Annotated in this window: 21 protein-coding genes; 16 read left to right on the plus strand and 5 right to left on the minus strand. The window is 72.3% G+C overall.

Going from position 1 to position 21,125, the window contains the following annotated elements; genetic code table 11:
- Positions 1–9: 9 nt before the first annotated feature.
- The gene (locus AB4K12_RS26505; protein WP_368436756.1) at positions 10–1,455 is read right to left on the minus strand and encodes an NAD(P)H-hydrate dehydratase; all 1,446 of its coding nucleotides are present in this window, start codon (positions 1,453–1,455) and stop codon (positions 10–12) included.
- A gap of 174 nt (positions 1,456–1,629) precedes the next feature.
- On the opposite strand from AB4K12_RS26505, the gene alr reads away from it, so the two are divergent.
- The 4 genes from alr to AB4K12_RS26525 all read left to right on the plus strand — a co-directional run bounded on the left by alr (position 1,630) and on the right by AB4K12_RS26525 (position 5,087).
- Positions 1,630–2,802: an alanine racemase gene (gene alr / locus AB4K12_RS26510; RefSeq protein ID WP_368436757.1), complete on the plus strand. Its 1,173-nt coding sequence runs from the start codon at positions 1,630–1,632 to the stop codon at positions 2,800–2,802.
- Between the two features lie 4 nt (positions 2,803–2,806).
- Positions 2,807–4,099, plus strand: coding sequence for an alpha/beta fold hydrolase (locus AB4K12_RS26515; protein WP_368436758.1), 1,293 nt, complete (start codon positions 2,807–2,809; stop codon positions 4,097–4,099).
- 41 nt (positions 4,100–4,140) lie between these two features.
- Complete coding sequence (gene tsaE / locus AB4K12_RS26520; protein ID WP_368436759.1) at positions 4,141–4,686, plus strand: tRNA (adenosine(37)-N6)-threonylcarbamoyltransferase complex ATPase subunit type 1 TsaE; 546 nt, start codon at positions 4,141–4,143, stop codon at positions 4,684–4,686.
- 185 nt (positions 4,687–4,871) lie between these two features.
- On the plus strand, positions 4,872–5,087 hold the full coding sequence (locus tag AB4K12_RS26525; RefSeq protein ID WP_368436760.1) for a hypothetical protein: 216 nt from the start codon (positions 4,872–4,874) through the stop codon (positions 5,085–5,087).
- Positions 5,088–5,201: 114 nt separating this feature from the next.
- Here AB4K12_RS26525 and AB4K12_RS26530 read toward each other — a convergent pair whose 3' ends face one another.
- A complete protein-coding gene (locus AB4K12_RS26530; RefSeq protein ID WP_368436762.1) occupies positions 5,202–5,792 on the minus strand; it encodes a hypothetical protein in 591 nt (196 codons plus the stop codon).
- Positions 5,793–6,007: 215 nt separating this feature from the next.
- Here AB4K12_RS26530 and tsaB point away from each other — a divergent pair, with 215 nt between their 5' ends.
- The 5 genes from tsaB (at position 6,008) to AB4K12_RS26555 (ending at position 9,063) form a co-directional block, all read left to right on the plus strand.
- Positions 6,008–6,676, plus strand: a complete 669-nt coding sequence (gene tsaB, locus AB4K12_RS26535; protein WP_368436764.1) for a tRNA (adenosine(37)-N6)-threonylcarbamoyltransferase complex dimerization subunit type 1 TsaB — start codon at positions 6,008–6,010, stop codon at positions 6,674–6,676.
- Positions 6,677–6,708: 32 nt separating this feature from the next.
- Complete coding sequence (rimI, locus tag AB4K12_RS26540; protein ID WP_368436949.1) at positions 6,709–7,191, plus strand: ribosomal protein S18-alanine N-acetyltransferase; 483 nt, start codon at positions 6,709–6,711, stop codon at positions 7,189–7,191.
- A complete protein-coding gene (gene tsaD, locus AB4K12_RS26545) occupies positions 7,175–8,314 on the plus strand; it encodes a tRNA (adenosine(37)-N6)-threonylcarbamoyltransferase complex transferase subunit TsaD (protein WP_368436766.1) in 1,140 nt (379 codons plus the stop codon). The genes rimI and tsaD overlap by 17 nt, the downstream gene beginning before the upstream one ends.
- A gap of 108 nt (positions 8,315–8,422) precedes the next feature.
- A complete protein-coding gene (locus AB4K12_RS26550) occupies positions 8,423–8,791 on the plus strand; it encodes a hypothetical protein (protein ID WP_086567992.1) in 369 nt (122 codons plus the stop codon).
- Positions 8,788–9,063 carry a hypothetical protein gene (locus AB4K12_RS26555; RefSeq protein ID WP_368436767.1) on the plus strand — a complete coding sequence of 92 codons (276 nt, stop codon included), beginning with the start codon at positions 8,788–8,790 and terminating at the stop codon, positions 9,061–9,063. Before AB4K12_RS26550 ends, AB4K12_RS26555 begins: the two co-directional genes overlap by 4 nt.
- A gap of 84 nt (positions 9,064–9,147) precedes the next feature.
- On the opposite strand, the gene AB4K12_RS26560 is transcribed toward AB4K12_RS26555, so the two are convergent.
- Both AB4K12_RS26560 and AB4K12_RS26565 read right to left on the minus strand, forming a co-directional pair.
- Positions 9,148–11,262, minus strand: coding sequence for a SpoIIE family protein phosphatase (locus AB4K12_RS26560; protein WP_368436769.1), 2,115 nt, complete (start codon positions 11,260–11,262; stop codon positions 9,148–9,150).
- 129 nt (positions 11,263–11,391) lie between these two features.
- Positions 11,392–13,371: a DUF4328 domain-containing protein gene (locus AB4K12_RS26565; protein WP_368436770.1), complete on the minus strand. Its 1,980-nt coding sequence runs from the start codon at positions 13,369–13,371 to the stop codon at positions 11,392–11,394.
- A gap of 160 nt (positions 13,372–13,531) precedes the next feature.
- On the opposite strand from AB4K12_RS26565, the gene AB4K12_RS26570 reads away from it, so the two are divergent.
- The 4 genes from AB4K12_RS26570 (at position 13,532) to AB4K12_RS26585 (ending at position 16,412) form a co-directional block, all read left to right on the plus strand.
- Positions 13,532–14,344, plus strand: coding sequence for a helix-turn-helix domain-containing protein (locus AB4K12_RS26570; RefSeq protein WP_368436772.1), 813 nt, complete (start codon positions 13,532–13,534; stop codon positions 14,342–14,344).
- Positions 14,341–14,526, plus strand: coding sequence for a DUF397 domain-containing protein (locus AB4K12_RS26575; RefSeq protein WP_368436773.1), 186 nt, complete (start codon positions 14,341–14,343; stop codon positions 14,524–14,526). Before AB4K12_RS26570 ends, AB4K12_RS26575 begins: the two co-directional genes overlap by 4 nt.
- Before the next feature lie 221 nt (positions 14,527–14,747).
- On the plus strand, positions 14,748–15,611 hold the full coding sequence (locus AB4K12_RS26580) for a hypothetical protein (RefSeq protein ID WP_368436775.1): 864 nt from the start codon (positions 14,748–14,750) through the stop codon (positions 15,609–15,611).
- A 177-nt stretch (positions 15,612–15,788) separates the two neighbouring features.
- Complete coding sequence (locus tag AB4K12_RS26585) at positions 15,789–16,412, plus strand: GPP34 family phosphoprotein (RefSeq protein ID WP_368436777.1); 624 nt, start codon at positions 15,789–15,791, stop codon at positions 16,410–16,412.
- 15 nt (positions 16,413–16,427) lie between these two features.
- On the opposite strand, the gene AB4K12_RS26590 is transcribed toward AB4K12_RS26585, so the two are convergent.
- A complete protein-coding gene (locus AB4K12_RS26590) occupies positions 16,428–17,642 on the minus strand; it encodes a methyltransferase domain-containing protein (protein ID WP_368436779.1) in 1,215 nt (404 codons plus the stop codon).
- Between the two features lie 132 nt (positions 17,643–17,774).
- Between AB4K12_RS26590 and AB4K12_RS26595 the strand changes: the two genes are divergently transcribed.
- The 3 genes from AB4K12_RS26595 to groL all read left to right on the plus strand — a co-directional run bounded on the left by AB4K12_RS26595 (position 17,775) and on the right by groL (position 21,034).
- A complete protein-coding gene (locus AB4K12_RS26595; RefSeq protein WP_368436781.1) occupies positions 17,775–18,647 on the plus strand; it encodes a polysaccharide deacetylase family protein in 873 nt (290 codons plus the stop codon).
- A 319-nt stretch (positions 18,648–18,966) separates the two neighbouring features.
- The gene (gene groES, locus AB4K12_RS26600; RefSeq protein ID WP_086567103.1) at positions 18,967–19,275 is read left to right on the plus strand and encodes a co-chaperone GroES; all 309 of its coding nucleotides are present in this window, start codon (positions 18,967–18,969) and stop codon (positions 19,273–19,275) included.
- A gap of 130 nt (positions 19,276–19,405) precedes the next feature.
- Positions 19,406–21,034, plus strand: coding sequence for a chaperonin GroEL (gene groL / locus AB4K12_RS26605; RefSeq protein ID WP_368436785.1), 1,629 nt, complete (start codon positions 19,406–19,408; stop codon positions 21,032–21,034).
- Positions 21,035–21,125 lie beyond the last annotated feature (91 nt).

Here is a 21,125-nt window from a genome sequence, read left to right on the forward strand (position 1 = left end):
CCGCCCCCCTCACCCCTCCGCCACGTCCCGCCACACCTCCCGCAACGCCCCCGCCACACCAAGGGCCGTCAGCGGCGCGGCCCCGAGCCGACGGGCGGCCAGGCCGTGCAGGTACGCGCCCGCCGCCGCCGCGTCGATCGCCGGGAGGCCCGCGGCCAGCAGGGAGCCGGTCAGTCCGGACAGCACGTCGCCGCTTCCGGCCGTGGCCAGCCAGGGGGTGCCGGTCGGGTTGGCCCGTACCGGGCCGGTGGCGTCGGCGACGAGGGTGGTGGAGCCCTTGAGCAGGGCGGTCACGCCGTAGCGGTCGGCCAGCGCCCGGACCGAGGCCAGGCGCTGGGTCTCGACCTCCTCGCGGGAGACGCCGAGCAGTACGGCGGCCTCGCCGGCGTGCGGGGTGATCAGCGTCCGGGCCGCCCGGGCGCGTACCGCCTCCGGGTCGAGCAGCCGCAGGCCGTCCGCGTCGATGAGTACGGGCACGTCGGAGGCGAGGACGTCCTCCAGCGCCCGGCGGGCGTCCGCGCCGTCGCCGAGGCCGGGGCCGACCACCCAGGCCTGTACCCGGCCGGCCTTGGACGGCGGGCCGGTCGTCACCAGGGTCTCGGGGAAGCGCGAGATCACCGCGTCGACCGCCGGGCCCGCGTAGCGCACGGCGCCCGCGCCGCCGCTCAGGGCGCCGGCGACGGCGAGGACCGCCGCGCCGGGGTAGCGGGCGGACCCGGCGACGATGCCGATGACGCCGCGCCGGTACTTGTCGCTCTCAGCGGCCGGGTACGGCAGCAGGCGGGCGATGTCGGCGTGCTGCGGCGCCTCCACGTCCGGTTCGGCCGGCAGCCACGGGCCCAGGCCGATGTCGACGAGCCGCAGCGCGCCCGCGTACTCGCGCGCCGGGTCGATGAGGAGGCCGGGCTTGTACGCGCCGAAGGTCACCGTCGCGTCCGCCCGTACGGCCGCGCCGCGTACCTCGCCCGTGTCGGCGTCGACGCCGCTGGGCAGGTCGACGGCGACGATCAGCGCGCCCGCGTCCTCGGCGGCGCGGACCAGGGCCTCGGCCTCGGGGCGCAGCCCGCCCTTGCCGCCGATCCCGACGATGCCGTCGACGACGAGGTCGGCGCGCCGCACGGCGCGTACGCCGTCGTCGGCGGGCACGACGCGCCCGCCGGCCGCGCGCAGGGCGCGCAGGCCGCCCTCGTGCGCCCTTCCGGGGGCCGTCAGGACCGCCGTGACGCCCGCGCCGCGCCGGGCGAGGCGGGCGCCGGCGTAGAGGGCGTCGCCGCCGTTGTCGCCGCTGCCGGTCAGGAGGGTGACGCGGGCGCCGTAGACGCGGCGGCCGAGCAGGTCGGCGCAGGCGGCCGCGAGACCGGCGGCCGCGCGCTGCATCAGGGTGCCGGGTGGCAGCTCGGCGATGAGAGCTCGCTCGGCGGTCCGTACGGTTTCCACGCTGTGGGCAGTCCTCATGGGGTCAGCCTGGCGCAGGCGGGCGGCCTGTGACCACCGGGCCGGTGGCCGGGGTGGCGGGGGGTCGCTCCGGCGGCGGCCAGACCAATACGTTCCCGGTACGTTCCCGGCAAACGGACTGCTGCGTTCCCCCAGGCGATCCGCCCGGCGGCCCGGCCTGAGACACTGGCGGGGATGAGTGAGACACCGATGCGCGCCCGTGCCGTGGTCGACCTGGCCGCCCTGCGGGCCAACGTACGTGCTCTGCGGGCTCGCGCCCCCCGGGCGCAGCTGATGGCCGTCGTCAAGGCCGACGCGTACGGGCACGGGGCGGTGCCCTGTGCGCGGGCGGCCCGGCAGGCCGGTGCCGAGTGGCTCGGTACGGCCACGCCGCACGAGGCGTTGGCGCTGCGCGCCGCGGGCGACACGGGCCGGCTGCTGTGCTGGCTGTGGACGCCCGGCGGGCCGTGGCGGGAGGCCGTGGAGGCCGACATCGACGTCTCGGTCAGCGGTCTGTGGGCCCTGGAGGAGGTCATCGCGGCCGTGCGCGCGGCGGGCCGTCCCGCCCGCGTGCAGCTGAAGATCGACACCGGCCTGGGGCGCAACGGCTGCCAGCCCGGCGACTGGGAGAAGCTCGTCGCCGCCGCCCGTGACGCCGAGCGGGCCGGTCTGGTCAAGGTCACCGGAGTGTGGTCGCACTTCGCGTGCGCCGACGAGCCGGGCCATCCCTCGATCCGTGCCCAGCTGGGCGTCTTCGAGGACGCGCTGTCCTACGCCGCGCGCGAGGGGCTGACCCCCGAGGTCCGCCACATCGCCAACTCGCCGGCCACCCTCACCCTTCCCGAGACCCACTACGACCTGGTGCGGACGGGCGTGGCGATGTACGGCATATCGCCCAGCCCCGAGGTCGGCCTTCCCGAGGACTTCGGCCTCAGGCCCGTCATGACGCTCACCGCGTCCCTGGCCTCCGTCAAGCGGGTGCCGGGCGGGCACGGGGTCTCTTACGGCCATCTCTACGTCACCCCCGGCGAGACCACCCTCGCGCTGGTCCCCGTGGGCTACGCGGACGGCATCCCGCGCGCCGCCACCGGCACCGGTCCGGTGCTGGTGGGAGGCAAGTGGCGGACGGTCGCGGGCCGCGTCGCCATGGACCAGTTCGTGGTGGATCTGGGCGGCGACACCGCCCGCGTCGGCGACGAGGCGGTGCTGTTCGGCCCCGGTGACCAGGGCGAGCCGACCGCCGAGGACTGGGCCAGGGCGACCGGAACCATCGCCTATGAAGTCGTCACGCGCATCTCGGCACGCGTGCCCCGCGTCTATACCGGGGAGATCCCGGAGGACAGCACGAGCCACGACACGGGGGAGTGACGACATGGGCGAGGGCGGCGACGGCGCGGGCACGGCGGCGGAAGCGGTAGCGGCCGCGGCGGCGGCCGCGAGGACCGGCGGGGTCGCGGGCATGGGCGCCGCGGCCTGGCGGCGCGGCGCGGGTGTCGCCGGGGCCGCGGTCGGCCTGGTCGCCGCCGGGGCCGCGGTCGGCGTCGCCGTCGAGCGGCTGACCGTAGGGCGCGGAATGCGGCGCAAGGCCCGGCTCGCGCTGGACGCGGTGGGCCCGTACGGCACCCTGCGCGGCACGCCCGGCGTCGCCGTCGCCGACGACGGAACGCCCCTCCACTACGAGGTCGACGAGGTCGACGAGGTGGAGGGCCGGCCGGCGGACGGCGGGCGTCCCCGGTTGCTCGGGCGGAAGCCGGCCCCTCCCGTCACCGTCGTCTTCAGCCACGGCTACTGCCTCAGCCAGGATTCCTGGCACTTCCAGCGCGCCGCCCTGCGCGGCGTCGTCCGCACGGTCTTCTGGGACCAGCGCAGCCACGGCCGCTCCGGGCGCGGCAGGGCGCGGCGCGAAGGCGGCGAGCCCGTGACCATCGACCGGCTCGGCCGTGACCTCAAGGCCGTCATCGACGCCGCCGCCCCCGAGGGGCCGCTGGTGCTGGTGGGGCATTCGATGGGCGGCATGACGATGATGGCGCTGGCCGACCAGTTCCCGTCCCTGATCGCGGAGCGGGTGGCCGCGGCGGCCTTCGTCGGCACGTCCCCGGGCCTGCTGTCCGAGGTGACGTACGGGCTGCCGGTCGCCGGGATGAACCTCGTGCGCCGGGCGGTGCTGCCCGGGGCCTTCAAGCTGATGACGGACCGGACCGACCTGGTCGAGAAGGGGCGCGGGGCCACCTCCGAGCTCGTCGGCGCGATCATCAAGCGTTATTCGTTCGGCGCGCGGGACGTCGACCCCGTGGTGGCCCGGTTCGCCGAGCGGCTGATCGAGGCGACGCCGGTGGACGTGGTCGCCGAGTTCTATCCGGCCTTCGACGCGCACGACAAGGTCGCCGCGCTGAGCGCCTTCGCCGGCCGGCCCGTGCTCGTTCTCGCGGGCGAGAAGGACCTGATCACCCCGAGCTCCCACAGCGAGGTCATCGCCGACGCCCTGCCGCACGCGGGCCTGGTGGTCGTGCCCGGCGCCGGGCACCTGGTGATGCTCGAGCAGCCGCAGCTGGTGTGCGAGAAGCTGTCGGAGCTGCTGGCGCGGGTGCCCGCGGGCCTGGCCGGCAGCCGCTCCGGCGGCCGTGGCGCATGGGCGCGCGGCGAGCACCGGGCCGCGCCCGAGTAGGGCTCCGCGCCACGCCACGGCACCCCGTACCATCGGCGGATATGAACGTCCCGCACGACACCTCCGCCGCCACGGCCGCGCGGCTCACCGTCAAGTCCGCTGACGACATGCGCGAGTTGGGCCGCAGGCTGGCCGCGCTGCTGCGACCGGGTGACCTGGTCCTGCTCTCCGGCGAGCTGGGTGCCGGCAAGACGACGATGACCCGCGGGCTGGGCGAGGGCCTCGGCGTGCGCGGCGCCGTCACCTCCCCGACCTTCGTCATCGCCCGGGTCCACCCGCCGCTCGGCGACGGCCCGGCGCTGGTCCACGTCGACGCCTACCGGCTGTCCGGCGGCCTGGACGAGATGGAGGACCTGGACCTGGACGTCTCGCTGCCCGAGTCGGTCGTCGTCGTGGAGTGGGGCGACGGCAAGGTCGAGGACCTGTCCGAGGACCGCCTGCGCGTCGTCATCGAGCGGGCGGTCGGCGCGGACGCCCCGACCGTCGTCGACGGGGACGACGCCGACGCGGCGGACGACGTGCGCAGCGTGACCGTCACCGGCGTCGGCGAGCGCTGGACGGGCGTGGACCTCACCCCGCTGGGCTAGGGCCAGGGCTAGGGCCAAGGCCACGGGGGCCGGGAACGGGCCGGGGGACGGGTCGCGCTGTACTTTCCGACAAGCCGTCGGGAAGATGTTGCGCGCGCGGTGTCGCGCGTGGTCACATGGAGAACGGAGAGATGGTTAGGGCTGCCTAACCGCTCTCCCGGCCCGAGCTGCTCCAGGAGGCATTCATGACGGCCCACGAGCCCGCTGCCCCCCTGACGGACCGCTCGGAGGAGCGGCCGCGCCCCCTGTCGGTGCGCGATCTCCTCGCCGCCTGCGCCGCCGCCGACGCGGTCTCCACGCCGCCGAAGGCCCCCCGCGCCACCCGCGAGCCCGACGGGAACACGTCGCACACCCCGCACACTCCGCACACCGGCAACACCGAGGAGCGCGACGCCGCCTGACGCGCCGACGCGCGCGACACGGCCCCGAATAGCCCGAACGGGGGACGCGGCCGCTGCCACGCCCCCCGAACGTCAGGGTCTTCGCGTTCGTCGCCCGGCTACGGGGACGCCCGGCTACGGGACGACGACCACCTTGGTGTTGTTCACCGCGAACTCCCACATCGCCCGCCCGTCCGCGGGCTGCTCGCGGATGCCGCCGGTCTTCTTCGTCGGGTCCGGCTTCGGCGACGAGCCGTCGACGGCGGCGCTGAAGCCGAAGACGATCCCGGTGGCGTCCTTGTGGAAGCGCACCACGTGCTCGATCGGAATGCCGTCCGAGCCGGTGACCTGCGGGGAGCGCGAGGTGACCGTGTACGCGCCGGCCGGCGGGCTGACGGTGCTGGGCGCCACCTCGTACGTCCGGGTGGCCTTGCCGTCCGAGCCGACCAGCCACACGCGCTTCTGCGCGAGCCCGTAGACCACCCGCAGCCCGGTGCCGGAGTTCTCCGGAACGCCGTTCTGCGCCTGGCCCTGGTCCGCCCCGGCGCCGCCGGCCTTGTCCTTGCCGCCCGCGTCCTCGGCCTTGTCCTTGCCGGCCTTGGCCGGGGCGTGCGCGCTCGCGGGACGGTCCGGTGCGGCCTCCGCCTGGTACGCGAGGAAACCGACCCCGCCCAGCGCCGCCGCCGTGAGCACGGCCACGATCGCCCCCGAGCTGCTGCGTGCCACGGTGCGCACCCTTTCGTCCCGCGTCGTCCCGGGTACGGGGCCGTCCGTACCGGCCCGTGCCGGTCGTACCCGCCCGTACTCGTCGTACGTCCTGCTCATGCAGCCGCTCGCACGGCTATGCGGCTGACGGTAGCACCCACCCGCGACCCCGCCGCGCCCCCGGCGAAGGCCAATGCGCGCACCGGACGCCCCATGGCGCGCCGTAGGCTTGTCACGTGCTGCTGCTCGCTCTGGATACCGCCACCCCCGCTGTCACCGTCGCCCTCCACGACGGCGAGTCCGTCATCGCCGAGTCGAGCCAGGTCGACGCCCGTCGGCACGGGGAGCTGCTGCTGCCCGCCGTGGACCGGGTGCTGGCCGAGGCGGGGCGCAAGCTGGACGCCGTGACCGGCATCGTCGTGGGCGTCGGCCCCGGCCCCTACACCGGCCTGCGCGTCGGCATCGTCACCGCCGCGACCTTCGCCTCCGTGCTGGAGGTGCCCGTCCACAGCCTGTGCACGCTCGACGGCATCGCCTACGCCGCCGGGCAGGCGGGCCTCGAGGGCGAATTCGTCGTCGCGACGGACGCCCGCCGCAAGGAGGTCTACTGGGCGCGGTACGCCGACGCCCGCACCCGCGTCACCGAACCCGCCGTGGACCGCCCGGCCGAGCTCGCCGAGCGCGTGGAGGGCCTGACCGCCGTCGGCGCGGGCGCCGCCCTCTACGCCGACTCCTTCACCGACGTACGCGCCGACCTTCCGCAGCACCAGTCGGCGGGCGCGCTCGCCGCCCTGGCGGTCGAGAAGCTGCGCACCGGCGGCGAGTTCCTGCCCCCTCAGCCGCTGTACCTGCGCCGCCCCGACGCCCAGGTGCCGGCCAACTACAAGGTGGTCACACCCCAGTGACCGGGTCAGCCGCGGCGGTCGGCATCCGCGAGATGCGCTGGTGGGACATCGGGCCGGTGCTGGAGCTGGAGAAGGCCCTCTTCCCGCACGACGCCTGGTCCAAGGGCCTGTTCTGGTCCGAGCTGGCGCACGCGCGCGGCGCGAACGCCAACCGCCGCTACGTCGTCGCGGCCGACCCGGACGGCCGGGTCGTCGGCTACGCCGGCCTCGCCGCCATCGACGGCACGGGCGACGTGCAGACCATCGCCGTCGCCCAGGACCACTGGAGCACCGGCCTGGGCGCCCGTCTGCTCACCGAACTCCTCACGACCGCGACCGCCTTCGAGTGCCGCGAGGTACTGCTCGAGGTGCGCGTCGACAACACCCGCGCCCAGCGCCTGTACGAACGCTTCGGCTTCGAGCCCGTAGGCGTCCGCCGGGGCTACTACCAGCCCGGCAACATCGACGCGCTCGTGATGCGTCTGACCGATCCGAACTTCGCAGTGCAAGGAATGACCCATGGCTCGCAAGGCTGACGAACCCCTCGTCCTCGGCATCGAGACCTCCTGCGACGAGACCGGCGTCGGCATCGTCCGAGGCCACACGCTGCTCGCCGACGCCGTCGCCTCCAGCGTCGACGAGCACGCCCGCTTCGGCGGCGTGGTCCCCGAGGTCGCCAGCCGGGCGCACCTGGAGGCCATGGTCCCGACGATCCAGCGCGCCCTGAAGGACGCCGGGGTCAGCGCGAAGGACCTCGACGGCATCGCCGTCACCGCCGGCCCCGGCCTCGCCGGCGCCCTCCTCGTCGGCGTCTCCGCCGCCAAGGCCTACGCCTACGCCCTGGGCAAGCCGCTCTACGGCGTCAACCACCTCGCCTCGCACATCTGCGTCGACCAGCTCGAGCACGGCGCCCTCCCCGAGCCGACCATGGCCCTGCTGGTCAGCGGCGGCCACTCCTCCCTGCTGCTGGCCCCGGACATCACCGCCGACGTCCGCCCCCTCGGCTCCACCATCGACGACGCGGCCGGCGAGGCCTTCGACAAGATCGCCCGCGTGCTGAACCTCGGCTTCCCCGGCGGCCCGGTCATCGACCGCTACGCCCGCGAGGGCGACCCCGACGCCATCCGCTTCCCGCGCGGCCTCACCGGCCCGCGCGACCCGATATACGACTTCTCCTTCTCCGGCCTCAAGACCGCCGTCGCCCGCTGGATCGAGGCCAAGCGCGCGGCCGGCGAGAACGTCCCGGTGGCGGACGTGGCGGCCTCCTTCCAGGAGGCGGTCGTGGACGTCCTCACGAGGAAGGCCGTCCGCGCCTGCAAGGACCACGGCGTCGATCACCTGATGATCGGCGGCGGCGTCGCGGCGAACACGAGGCTGCGCGCCATGGCCCAGCGCCGCTGCGAGGACGCCGGCATCACGCTGCGCGTCCCGCGCCCCAAGCTCTGCACCGACAACGGCGCGATGGTCGCCGCCCTCGGCGCCGAAATGGTCGCCCGAAACCGCGCGGCCTCCTCCTGGGACCTGTCGGCGGACTCCTCCCTCCCGGTCACGGAGCCGCACGTGCCGGGTGCCGACGGGCACGACCATGAGCACGGGCACGGTCATGAGCACAGCCACGACCACTTCCACGAGCTGAGCAAGGACAACCTGTACTCGTAGGCGGCCGTCGGGCGGGCGTTCGCGCGCCTGCCCGATCAGGTGGTCGTATGCCTGTTTGGCCTGGGTACGGTGGGCGCACGGAACAGAATCCTGTCCATGGGAGAACCTATGACCGCCGATGTTCCCGAGCGCCCGCTGATCCCGCAGCCGCCGACTACGGTGACCCATTTGCGGCGAGCCGTCGCGAAGATCATGCCTGCCTCGCTGCCCGAATTCGCCAGTCAGCTGGACGACGCGGTGGACGAGGCCGTGGATCCGGCTCAGCAACGAGCGGAATTCGGCCCCCTGTGGCGGTTCACCACGCGCTGGGCCGTCTACGTGTGGATCCAGCGCCAGCCGCGCGTGGCGGCACGGTTCCAGGAGCTCGAGGACCTTGCGGTCACGTTGGACGATCGGGAGCAGATCCGCGCGGCGACATCCGAGCTCGGCCGCATTCTCGACGATGCCCACGAGGCGATCGGGTACGGGCGGCGTTGAGCGATGTCTGGTCCTGGGAGTACGACCCGGACCGCGAGCACGTCGCGGGAGGCGTTCCCGGCGACTTTGTGGCTGAAGTCGAGCGTCTCATCGCCGAACTCGTCGAGCTGGCGGGCATGGGGGCGGATATCGAGAACGTGGGAATCGGCCCGAGGCGCGGGGGTGGGATGAGGGAGTTGCATGCCTATGGCGGCTACTTCTACTTTCTCCCACTGCGTCGAAAACGATTGATCGTCGTCACGAGAATCACCCCGCCCTTCAAGGACCTCTGACGCGGACGGTGCGTGTGCCCAGGGACACCTGGGCACCGCCGGGTGGCCCCGCCCGCTCAGCCGCGCGAGCCCGTGATGGCCGCCTCAGGCCGTCGGCTGCAGGAGCAGCAGCGCGATGTCGTCCGCGTGCTGGCCGGTGGGGCAGGCGTGCTGGACGAGGCTGTCGATGACGTGGTGCAGGGGGAGGCCGCTCGTGTCGGCGAGGGCGCGCGCGATGTCCGCGGTGGTCTCGTCGATGTCGGTGCCGGGTCTCTCCACGAGCCCGTCGGTGTAGAGGGCGAGGACGGCCCCGGCCGGCACGGACAGCGTGGTCACGGCGTACGGGGCGTCGAAGCCGATGCCCAGCGGCGGACCGGGGTCGACGTCCACGGTGCCGGCCCGGTGTCCCGGCCGGTGCAGGAGCGGGGGCGGGTGACCGGCGCTGGCGAGGGTGATCCGCCGGCTCGCGAGGTCCAGGTGGGCGTAGAGGCAGGTGATGAACCGGCCGGGGTCCATGTCCGTGAGGTCGCGGTTCGTCCGGCCGAGGACCTCGTCGGGGTACGCGCCGGCACCGGACGTGGCGTGGGAGTGGATCGCCGTACGGACCTGCCCCATCAGCGCGGCGGCGGTCACGTCGTGGCCCTGCACGTCGCCGATGACGGCGGCGACCGTGGTGTCCGTCAGGCGGACCAGGTCGTAGAAGTCGCCGCCGATGTCGAGGCCGTGGCTGGTCGGGAGATAGCGGGCGGCGACGTTCAGCCCGGCGACGGTGGGCAGGGCGCGGGGCAGCAGGCGCTTCTGCAGGGCGCGGGCGAGGTTGTGCTTGGCGTCGTAGAGCCGAGCCCGGTCCAGGGCCTGGGCGATGAGGCTCGCCAGGGGGGTGAGGGTGGCGCGTTCGTCGACGGAGAAGTCGTGCGGCCGGCTGTAGGCGAGCACGCAGCAGCCGATGGGGCGCCCCGAGGTGATCAGCGGCAGGAACGCCCATGCCTGCTTGTCGCTGAGCTGTGGAGTCTCGGGGTAGCCGTGGGACAGTTCGGCGCGGTTGGCGAAGAAGGACGGGGCACCGGTGGCCAGGGCGTGCCCGACGGGGGTGGTGTCGGCGTCCATCGGCAGCCCCTCCAGCTGGTCGATCAGCGCCGGGTCGTAGCCGAGGGAGCCGATGGACACCAGCCGGCCGGCTTCGGCCGTCGCCATGATCAGGCCGTCGGCGCCGAAGGTGGGGAGGACCAGCTCCTCGATCAGGTCGACGACGTCCTGCACGCTCACGGTCTCCGTCAGCGCCGCGGCCAGGTGCATCAGCTGGTGGATCCGGCCCGCGGCGGCGGCGGATTCCGCCGCCGCCCCGACGGGACGGCGCTGCGCGGCGCCGGCGGTCCGGCTGGGGGCGATGAGAACGCTGATGCCGCCGGCATCCGGGTAGAGACGGATGTCGAGCCACCGGCCCGGCGGGCGCTCGGCGGTGCAGGCCACCGGCTCACCGCTGAACCAAGCGGCGCGGTACGTCTCCACGCACGCACTGGTCCCCAGCCACGGCACGGCCTCCCACAGCAACCGGCCCAGCAACTGCTCGTGCGTACGGTCCAGCAGGTCGACGGCCTTGTTGCTGACGAACGTGACGCGTCCCGTGCGGTCCATGGCCAGGACGCCCTCCGGCAGGCGCTCGACCAGGTCGGCCGCCGCGAGGGCGGGCTGCACCGGCTCCGCGGCGGCCAGGTTCACGGGGACGACACGCGGGCGGTCCGGGATCTCCGGACGGTCGCCGGCCTCGTCCAGAACGCGGGCGATGCGCCGGGCGCTGAAGAGGATCTGACCGCGATCCCGCCGGGTGATCCGCGACGACCGGCCGACGTGCCACGACAGCGAGAGCGCCCCCCAGCAGCGGTGTACGCCCCTGAGCGGAGTACACGCCATCGTCGTCCGATGGGGAAAGGTCGCCGCGCTGCGCGGATACTGGCGCGCCATGTCCTCCTGGGAGCCCACCCACACCAGACGGTCCTCGCGCACGGCCTGCGGCGCCGGGCTCTGGCGACTGACAGCCAGACGCCACCACGGCTCGGTGACCTCGGCCGGCCCACCACACATCACCGCCGTGACCAGCGTCTGCTCCTCCTGGTCCAGCAGATAGACGCTGCCGCCCGAGGCGCCTGTGCGGTGCACGGCCCTGACCAGGGCCTCATCCAGAAGACCGGCCGCGTCCGGCTGCTTGCCGCGACCGGACATATCTGAACGATATGCCGGACGGGCGGTTGCGGCACATCGGGCCCCACTTCCACCGGCCGAGCAAGGACGGCCTGCACTCGTAGGCGGAGCGGGTCCCGGCTCCCCGGCCGGCTACGGCTACGGCTACGGCTACGGCCTCGGAGTCGGAGTCGGCGTCTCGTACGGCGTGGCCGCGTCCGAGAGGGATGCGATGCGGCGTTCCTGCATGGACGTGAGCGTCTGCACCATGACGACCGCGAGCACCGCCGAGGCGAGGGCCAGGACTTCCCCGGCGAAGGAGACGGCGGTGATGAATCGCGCCTGTGCCACGGTCTCCGCCTCGGTCGACGTCTTCCAGGTCGTGGAGAGGTACAGGGTCGCCGTTTGCCCGGCCCACAGGGCCCACCAGCCGTGGAGCACGCCGCGTGGCACACCGGCGGCGCGTCGCCGCCGTCCGGTGGCGGCCGGTGGGGTGCTGGCGTTCCAGATGTCGTTGCTGATCTGCTTCGGTATCCACAGGTGGGCGATCGGCACGAACCATGCCCCGATCGCCCAGCCCCGGCCGAGCCGGTGCCCGGTGGGGTCGAACACCTCGGCGTTGGCGCGGACGCGCCGGAACCAGAACAGCCACAGCACCACGGTCATCGCGAACGTGAGCGCGGACACGTACGTCAGCCAGTCAGGAGTGTCGTCCCAGTTCTTTATCTCGTCCTGGGAATCCCCGTCCGACACCTCGTCCTGGGAATTCTCCTCCGAGCTGTCGTCCTGGGAGTTCGCGTCCGAGCCGTCGTCCTGGGGGTTCCCGTCCGAGCTGTCCTCCTGGGAATCCCCGCTCGATCCGTCGTCCCGGGAATTCGCGTCCGAGCCGACGTCCGTGGACTCCGCCACCTGGTCGAGTTTTCGGAAGAGGCTGAACTCCTGGTTGAGGTTGACCACCGTGACGAGCATGACCACGGACAGCAGCAGCACCAGCGCGGTGGACAGCCTTCGCGGCGAGACCGCCCTGAGCGGGGGCGTGCGGGCCGGTGGTGGGGGTGCGTGGGGATGCACGGGCACGGCAGGGCCGTGCTGTACGGGCGGGACAGGCGGTCCGAACCGTGCCGCCTGCTGGGGCGGGAAGGCCGCGGCGTACGGTCCCGGGGCGTGCGGGACAGGCGGCGGGGTGGCGGGATCGGCCATCGTCGGCGTCCAGGGAACTGCCCCGACCTGTGTATCGGCGGGCGTCTCGGTCTCCAGCAGACGTACGGCGCGTTGACCGAGGTGCGCGGTGAGCGCACCGGGCAGCCAGGCGCCGCTCGCGTCGACGTCGGCCCGCGTTCGGTCCAGCAACTGGGGGACCGAAGGCCGAAGAGCGGGGTCCTTGGCCAGGCAGTCCGTGATCATGTCGCGCAGCGGCCCGGGCGGGAGGCCTTCCAGGTCCGGCTCCTCCTGGGCGACCCGGAACAACAGGGCGTGCACACCACTCGCGTTGTCCCCGAACGGCATCCGCCCCGTGGCGGCGAAGGCGAGCACCGCGCCCAGGCAGAAGACGTCGCTCGCGGTGGTGACGCGCTGACCTCGCACCTGCTCGGGCGACATGAATCCGGGTGAGCCGATCACCGCGCCGGTGCGCGTCACCACGTCGCCCGCGACGGTCTCCAGGGCATGGGCGATACCGAAATCGATGACCCGGGGTCCGTCGAGGGTTATCAGGACGTTGGAGGGCTTGAGGTCACGGTGCACGAGCCCGGCACCGTGGATGTCGCTCAGCGCCTGGGTCAGCCCGTTGGCGAGAATGCGAACACTGCGCTCGGGAAGGGCGCCGTAAGCCGGATCGACCACCACGTCGTGCAGCGACGGCCCCGCGACATAACCAGTGGCGACCCATGGGGTATCCGCCTCCGGGTCCGCGTCCAGGACCGGGGCGGTCCACTGGCCGCCCACCCGCCGGGCGGCCGCGATCTCCTGACGGAAGCGGAGCCGGAATTCCGGCGTAGCGGACAGCTCGCCATGGATCAGCTTCACCGCGACGGTCCGGCCTCGCTCCGATCTCGCGAGATAGACCCGGCCCATGCCCCCCGCGCCCAGTCTGCGAAGCAGCCGGTATCCCCCGATCCATCGCGGGTCCTCGGGTCTCAGCTGCTCTTCCATGCTGTTTCTGTCGCTCCTCGTGCCTGCGGACGACCGTCGGCGCGCATTCGTGCCGACAAGGGCGAGAAGAGGATAGGTGAGGGGGTGACGTTGCCGATCTCCGGCGCCGGGGCGCTCATGCGTGGCTACTTTGAGTGGTAGCGATGGGAAGGGGTGGCCCATGGGAGAAGCGGACTCTCAGCCGCCGATCGGGTGGCGGTACTGCGGAGACCAGCTGAAGCGGTGGCGGGAGCGGGCTGGGGTAACGCGGGAGAAGCTGGCCGATGAGGCCGGGTACGGCTACGAGGCCATCAAGTCGATGGAGCAGGGGCGGCGGCGGCCGAGTTTGAGGGTGCTGCAGGTCGCGGATCAGATGTGCGGGGCGGGTGGGTTGCTCGAGGCGGCGCACAAGTACCTGCAGCCGGAGCGGTTCGTTTCGTACTCCCAGGACTTCATGCGACATGAAGCGGAAGCGATCGGTATCAGCTCGTACCAGCCTCTGCTGGTTCCTGGGCTGCTGCAGACCGAAGAAACCATGCAGGCGCTGTTCGCTGGCTACTGGCCTCCGAGGGTTGACGAAGAGACCGGAACGCTGGTTGCCGCCAGGCTTGAGCGTCAGCAGATGCTGAACAAGCAGACCAAGGTGTTCAACTTCGTGATCGGAGAGGCGGCGCTGCGTGAGCCTCTCGATGGAGGGGAATCACATAGGCGGCAGTTGCTGCACTTGAGGGAGCAGAGTCGGCGGCGCAACGTGACCGTTCAGGTCATGCCTGCTGGAAGCGGAGTACATCCGGGGCTCGACGGATCGTTCGTCCTCTTGGAGATGCCCGACCTTGACCGCCTGGTCTATGAGGAGGGGCAGCAGTCGGGTGTGCTCTACAGCGAGCCGGACAAGGTCCATGTTGTGTCTCAGCGCTATGTCATGATCGCCCAACGGGCCCTCAGCCCAAGCGAGTCCGTGCGCTTTATCGGGAAGTTGGCGGAGGAGTTGTGAGCACCGACTGGATACGGTCCAGCTATAGCGGAGGCGCAGGGGGAGATTGCGTCGAGGTGTTGCGCTCCGGGCCCCGGGAGGTGCGGGTCCGGGACTCGAAGCGAATAACCGGACCGGAACTGACCGTCCCGACGCCGTCCTGGACGGCGTTCGTCGCGGCGCTCGGCGGGGCCGGGGCTTGAGCTCCGGGCTCCGAGCCCTTTCTGTAAGGAATGGGTGGTCGGGTCTGAACCCGCCCACCCTCCCCAATGGCGCGTATACCACGCGGAGTTCACTTTGTGTGATCCGGTTGCGACAGACGGTCGCGACCGTCTAGCGTCCGGAGCAACAAACAACCCCGGCTGGTGCTGGAACACCAAGCCGGGGTCTGACCACCAAGATCGAATAGCAGAGGCTCGATCTCATGGCTGACGCCAACCCTAGCGCCGCCGTGCGCACCCCGCAGGCCTTCCCGATGGCCAAGCCCGGCTACGGCAAGAAGAGCGCGCCGGACCAAGCCCCGCGTACCGCCACCGACTTCGCGCACCTGCCGCCCCGCGAGGCGCAGATCGCCGCGTTCGTCGACCGCCTGCCCGAGGGCGCGGCCATGGATGCCAAAACCCTCGCCGCACAGCTCCCCGCCTACGGCCAGGCCGCGTGCCGCACGGCGCTGCGGCGCCTGTCGGAGGCCGGGCACCTGCGACGGGTGAAGGAGCACCTCAAGGGTGACGACGGCGCGTATCACTGGGTGACGCGCACGTACTTCTCGCGCACCGCGCGGGACGACGCCTGGTGGACCGCCGTCCTCACGGGCAACACACCCCGGCCGGAGGCCCCACCCGCACCGCGCTCACGCGCGTACGCCCTCCTGGCCGCTCTCGGCCGCACGGACCCACGCATGACGCTGTCGCACGCCGACTGCGTCGCCCTCGAACCGCTGGCAGCGCCATGGCTGGAACGAGGCGCCACCGAACCCGAAGTCGTCCGCGCGCTCACGGCCGGGCTGCCGCCGGAAGTGCATCGCGCCGCCGCGCTCGCCCGCCGTCGACTCGTCGACAAGTTGCCGCCCGAGCCGCAGCCGGTGGCAGCCACACGCCTCCTGCTCGTCGAGTGCACCGTCTGTGCCACCCCCGGCCGCCCCGAAGCACTCCCCGGCGGTCTCTGCCGCGACTGCCGGGGCGAACCACACACGGCCGCCCCGGGGGCGCCGCTCTCGCCCGAGGAGGTCCACGCCAGGGCGGCCCTCCTCCGGTACATCAACCGCGAACCCGAAAGGAGTCGCACATGACCGCTGACAAGCTCCTGATCTCCCTCGACGAGTTCGAGGACCTGGCCCGCATGGCAGCTACCGCAGCGTGACGACACGGCCGTACGGCACGCCGGTCGAGCTCCCTGCCCCGGTCGGGTTCACCCTGGAGACGGAGAAACTCAAGAAGTTCGCCCAATAGGCAATCGGGAGTGTTCCATGACCACACCGCGGGACTTGTTGATCACCGTCATGGACGAGGTGCCCGGCGACCCCGCCGAGCGAGGCGAGGTGTCGCTGGGGCTGGCAGGTGCCGAGCTGATCGACCTGCTGGTCGCCGGGGCCGTCACGCTGGGCGGCGACGAGGGCGATCGGATCGTGCCAGACGGGCCGACGGACACGCGCGATCGCATGCTGGACCAGGCGATGGCGTCGTTCGTGGCGGAGGCGCCGTACGAGTCGGTCGGCGACTGGCTGTGGCGCAGGGGCCGGGACCTGGCCCCGGCCTATCTGGCCGCCCTTGAGGCGGAAGGGCACGTCACACGGCAACATCGCAGCTGGACGTTCCGGCCCGGCCGGCCGGTGCTGGTCGATTCTCACGACCACCGCCTCGCGGGGGACCGCCGGCGGTCGAACGAGCCCGTCCTCGCCGCGCTCGTCACGGCCGTCGGGATCCGCGACGAGGAGGACGAGGAGAACGGCGGGGACGCCCCGGGCGTCGACGACGACGCGGTGGACACCGTGCTCGCCGCCGTCAACAACGCGGTGGTGGAACTGGAGGCCCTACGGCAGCGGCGGGCCATCGAGCAGTCGGCCTTCGACAACATCTGGCGGGGCGAGTGACCCGTCGGACACGCCCTAGCCCTTCGCCACCGCCTGCCCCAGCAGCATCGTCGGCGCGCCCGCGACCCGCGTCAGCACGATGACGCAGGAGTTCGGCCCGTCGAGCTTGAGCTTCTTGCGCAGGTCCTCCGGCTCGACGGCCGAGCCGCGCTTCTTGATGACGGCCACGCCGATCCGCCGTTCGCGCACGATCGCCTTCAGCCGCTTCAGATTGAACGGCAGTACGTCCGTGATCTCGTACGCCGCCGCGTAAGCACTCGCCCGCAGTTCGTCCGACGTCACGTACGCGATGGTCTCGTCGATGAGCCCGCCGTCGCCGAGCTCCGCCGCGACGTCCGCCACCAGGTGCGCGCGGATGACGGCGCCGTCCGGCTCGTAGAGGTAGCGCCCCACCGGCCGTACGGCCGGGTCCGGCAGCCCGCGCCCCACCAGTGACGCGCCGCCCGGCAGCAGGGTCGCCCGCCGGGCGCCCGGCTCCGTGCCGAACCACAGCACGGCTTCCTTCACGTCGCCGCCGTCCGAAATCCATTCCGCTTCCGCGTCGTCCGGGATCGCCTCGTGCGGCACGCCCGGGGCGATCTTCAGGGCGGCGCGGGGGGCCGTACGGGCGGCCTCGATGGCCCAGGACAGGGGCGGCGAGTACGCCTCGGGGTCGAAGATGCGGCCGCGGCCGCCGCGCCTCGCCGGGTCGACGAAGACGGCGTCGTACGCCGACGTGTCGACCTCCGCGACATCGGCGCAGCGCACCTCGATGAGGTCGGACAGGCCCAGGGCCTCGGCGTTGGCGCGGGCGACCTCGCAGGTCAGCGGGTCGCGGTCGACGGCCAGTACGGAGATGCCGGCCCGGGCGAGGGCGATCGCGTCGCCGCCGTTGCCGCAGCACAGGTCGGCGAGGCGGCGTACGCCCAACGCCTGGAAGCGCTGGGCGCGGTGGAGCGCGACGGAGGCGCGCGTGGCCTGTTCCACGCCGTGGGGCGTGAAGAACATGCGGTACGCGTCCTCCGCGCCGAACTTCGCGACCGCGCGCTGCCTCAGCCGCGCCTGGCCGAGCGCCGCCGAGACCAGCTCGGCGGGGTGCTCGCGGCGCAGCCGGGTGGCCGTGGCGAGCTCCTGGGAGGGGTCGTAGTCGCGCAGGCCGTCGAGGAGGGCGCGTCCCTCGGCCGTCAGGAGGGCGGTGAAGGCGGCGGTGGCGTCGAGGGCGGGGTTCGGCGCGGGGTTCGGTGCGGGCACGTGGCTCATTCTCCCTCGCGGGCCCCGACCGCACGCCGCGACCGCCCGCCACCCGACCGCGTCGCGACCGCCCGCCATCGCAGGCCCCGGCCCCCCGCGCGCGGCTCGAACGTATGCACAAGAATCGTTCGGGTGAGCCTGTCTGTTTCCGGCCGTCGTGGCCGACGCCCCGCCGCCGTCCTCGCCTGTGCCGCCCTGCTGCTGACCGGAGTCCTGTCCGGGTGCTCCGGATCGTCGTCCTCCGGCTCCTCGGGGCCATCCGGCCGCGCGGGGGCGTCGCGGCCGGCGGGGACGCCCGCGCCGTCCGCCACGCCCGACGACGCGTACCGCCGCTGGGGACTGGACAAGCCCCTCGCCGCCCCGTCGGCCCCGCCCGCGAAGAAGCCCGTGGCGACCGCGGGCCCCGGCGGCACACCTCCGATCGTGCGGCGCATACCGACCAACGACAAGGTCGTCTTCATCACCATCGACGACGGGGCCGAGAAGGACCCGGAGTTCGTGAAGATGGCGCAGGACCTGAAGCTGCCCTTCTCGATGTTCCTCACCGACGACATCGCCCGCGCGGGCAGCGGTTACGGCTACTTCGACCGGCTGCGCGCCCTCGGCAACGGCGTCCACAACCACACCCTCAGTCACCCCAACCTGCGCACGCTGTCGGCGGACGCCCAGCGGCGCGAGATATGCGGGCAGCAGGACGCCCTGGAGAAGCGGTTCGGCACCCGGCCCGCGCTCTTCCGGCCGCCCTACGGCAACTACAACGACGCGACTCTGACCGCGGCCGGCGGCTGCGGGGTGCGGGCGGTCGTGCTGTGGGAGGTCACGATGCAGATCAACGACATGCGCTACGCGGACGGGGACAAGCTGCGGCCCGGCGACATCGTGCTGGCCCACTTCCGCGGGCCGGGGGAGCTCAAGGGCACCTCGATGACCAAGATGGTCACCAACATGCTGCGCAGCATCCAGCGGCAGGGATACACGGTGGCCCGGCTCGAGGACTATCTCTGAGGTCCACCTCTGGGGACTACCTCTGAGGGCCACCTCCGGGGCTGCCGTCAGGAGTGCGGTGATCCCGGGCTGGGTAGAGCACCCCTCGGCCACGCCGACGCCGCCCCCGCCACCGAAACCAGGGGGGCTCGCCGCACGGCGAATTGGCACTCCGCTTGACCGAGTGCTAACCGCGTCATAGTCTCGGCACCGTTGGCACTCTCCACTGGTGAGTGCCAAACACAGCGACGGGCAGATCCGGCACCCGCGACGACGGATCTACCAGGTCGCCACCTCAGACAATTGACCCCGTGAGATCTCCGAAGGGGGAGGTCGGATCGTGACGACCGCCAGCTCCAAGGTTGCCATCAAGCCGCTTGAGGACCGCATCGTGGTCCAGCCGCTCGACGCCGAGCAGACCACGGCCTCCGGCCTGGTCATTCCGGACACCGCCAAGGAGAAGCCCCAGGAGGGCGTCGTCCTGGCCGTGGGCCCGGGCCGCTTCGAGGACGGCAACCGCCTTCCGCTCGACGTCCAGGTCGGTGACGTCGTTCTGTACAGCAAGTACGGCGGCACCGAGGTGAAGTACAACGGCGAGGAGTACCTCGTCCTCTCGGCCCGCGACGTTCTCGCGATCGTCGAGAAGTAGTTCACTCGAGGCTGTTCGAGCTCTCGAAGAGGCTTTCGAAGCTTTTGATCTGTGCCCCTGGTTCCCGTGCCTGCTAGCCGGGCGCCGGGGGCGCAGTTCGTTTGAGATTACGGCGAAGGATACGTAACCCATGGCCAAGACCCTGAAGTTCGACGAGGACGCCCGTCGCGCCCTTGAGCGCGGCGTCAACAAGCTCGCCGACACCGTGAAGGTGACGATCGGCCCCAAGGGCCGCAACGTCGTCATCGACAAGAAGTTCGGCGCCCCCACCATCACCAACGACGGCGTCACCATCGCCCGTGAGGTCGAGCTCGACGACGCGTACGAGAACCTCGGCGCCCAGCTCGTCAAGGAGGTGGCGACCAAGACCAACGACATCGCGGGTGACGGCACCACCACCGCGACCGTCCTGGCCCAGGCCCTGGTCCGCGAGGGTCTGCGCAACGTCGCCGCCGGCGCCTCCCCGGCCTCCCTGAAGAAGGGCATCGACGCCGCCGTCAAGGCCGTCTCCGACGAGCTGCTGGCGACCGCCCGCCCGATCGAGGACAAGTCCGACATCGCCGCCGTGGCCGCGCTCTCCGCGCAGGACCAGCAGGTCGGCGAGCTCATCGCCGAGGCGATGGACAAGGTCGGCAAGGACGGTGTCATCACCGTCGAGGAGTCCAACACCTTCGGCCTGGAGCTCGACTTCACCGAGGGCATGGCCTTCGACAAGGGTTACCTCTCGCCGTACATGGTCACCGACCAGGAGCGTATGGAGGCCGTCCTCGACGACCCGTACATCCTGATCCATCAGGGCAAGATCTCGTCCATCCAGGACCTGCTCCCCCTGCTCGAGAAGATCATCCAGGGCGGTGGCTCCAAGCCGCTGCTGATCATCGCCGAGGACGTCGAGGGCGAGGCCCTCTCCACCCTCGTCGTCAACAAGATCCGTGGCACCTTCAACGCCGTGGCCGTCAAGGCCCCCGGCTTCGGCGACCGCCGCAAGGCGATGCTGGGCGACATGGCCACCCTGACCGGTGCCACCGTCATCGCCGAGGAGGTCGGCCTCAAGCTCGACCAGGCCGGTCTGGACGTGCTGGGCTCCGCCCGCCGCGTGACCATCACCAAGGACGACACCACGATCGTCGACGGTGGAGGCAACGCCGGCGACGTCGAGGGCCGCGTCGCCCAGATCAAGGCCGAGATCGAGACCACGGACTCGGACTGGGACCGCGAGAAGCTCCAGGAGCGCCTCGCCAAGCTCGCCGGTGGCGTCTGCGTCATCCGCGTGGGTGCGGCCACCGAGGTCGAGCTCAAGGAGAAGAAGCACCGTCTGGAGGACGCCATCTCCGCGACCCGCGCCGCGGTCGAGGAGGGCATCGTCTCCGGTGGTGGCTCCGCTCTCGTCCACGCCGTCAAGGTGCTGGACGGCGGCCTGGGCAAGGAGGGTGACGAGGCCACCGGTGTCGCCGTCGTCCGCCGCGCCGCCGTCGAGCCGCTGCGCTGGATCGCCGAGAACGCCGGCCTCGAGGGCTACGTCATCACCTCCAAGGTGGCGGAGCTCGAGAAGGGTCAGGGCTTCAACGCCGCGACCGGCGAGTACGGCGACCTGGTGAAGGCCGGCGTCATCGACCCGGTCAAGGTCACCCGTTCCGCGCTGGAGAACGCCGCGTCCATCGCCTCCCTGCTGCTCACGACCGAGACCCTGGTCGTCGAGAAGAAGGAAGAGGAGCCCGCCGACGCCGGTCACGGCCACGGTCACGGCCACGCGCACTGACGCACGCCTTCCGTAACGGCCCGGCCCGGTCTCCCCGCGAGGGAGGCCGGGCCGGGCCGTTTCTCTGTGAGCTCAGGGCCTTGGGGGCTCA

Source organism: Streptomyces sp. C36 (assembly GCF_040932295.1).
Classification (GTDB): Bacteria; Actinomycetota; Actinomycetes; order Streptomycetales; family Streptomycetaceae; genus Streptomyces; species Streptomyces triculaminicus.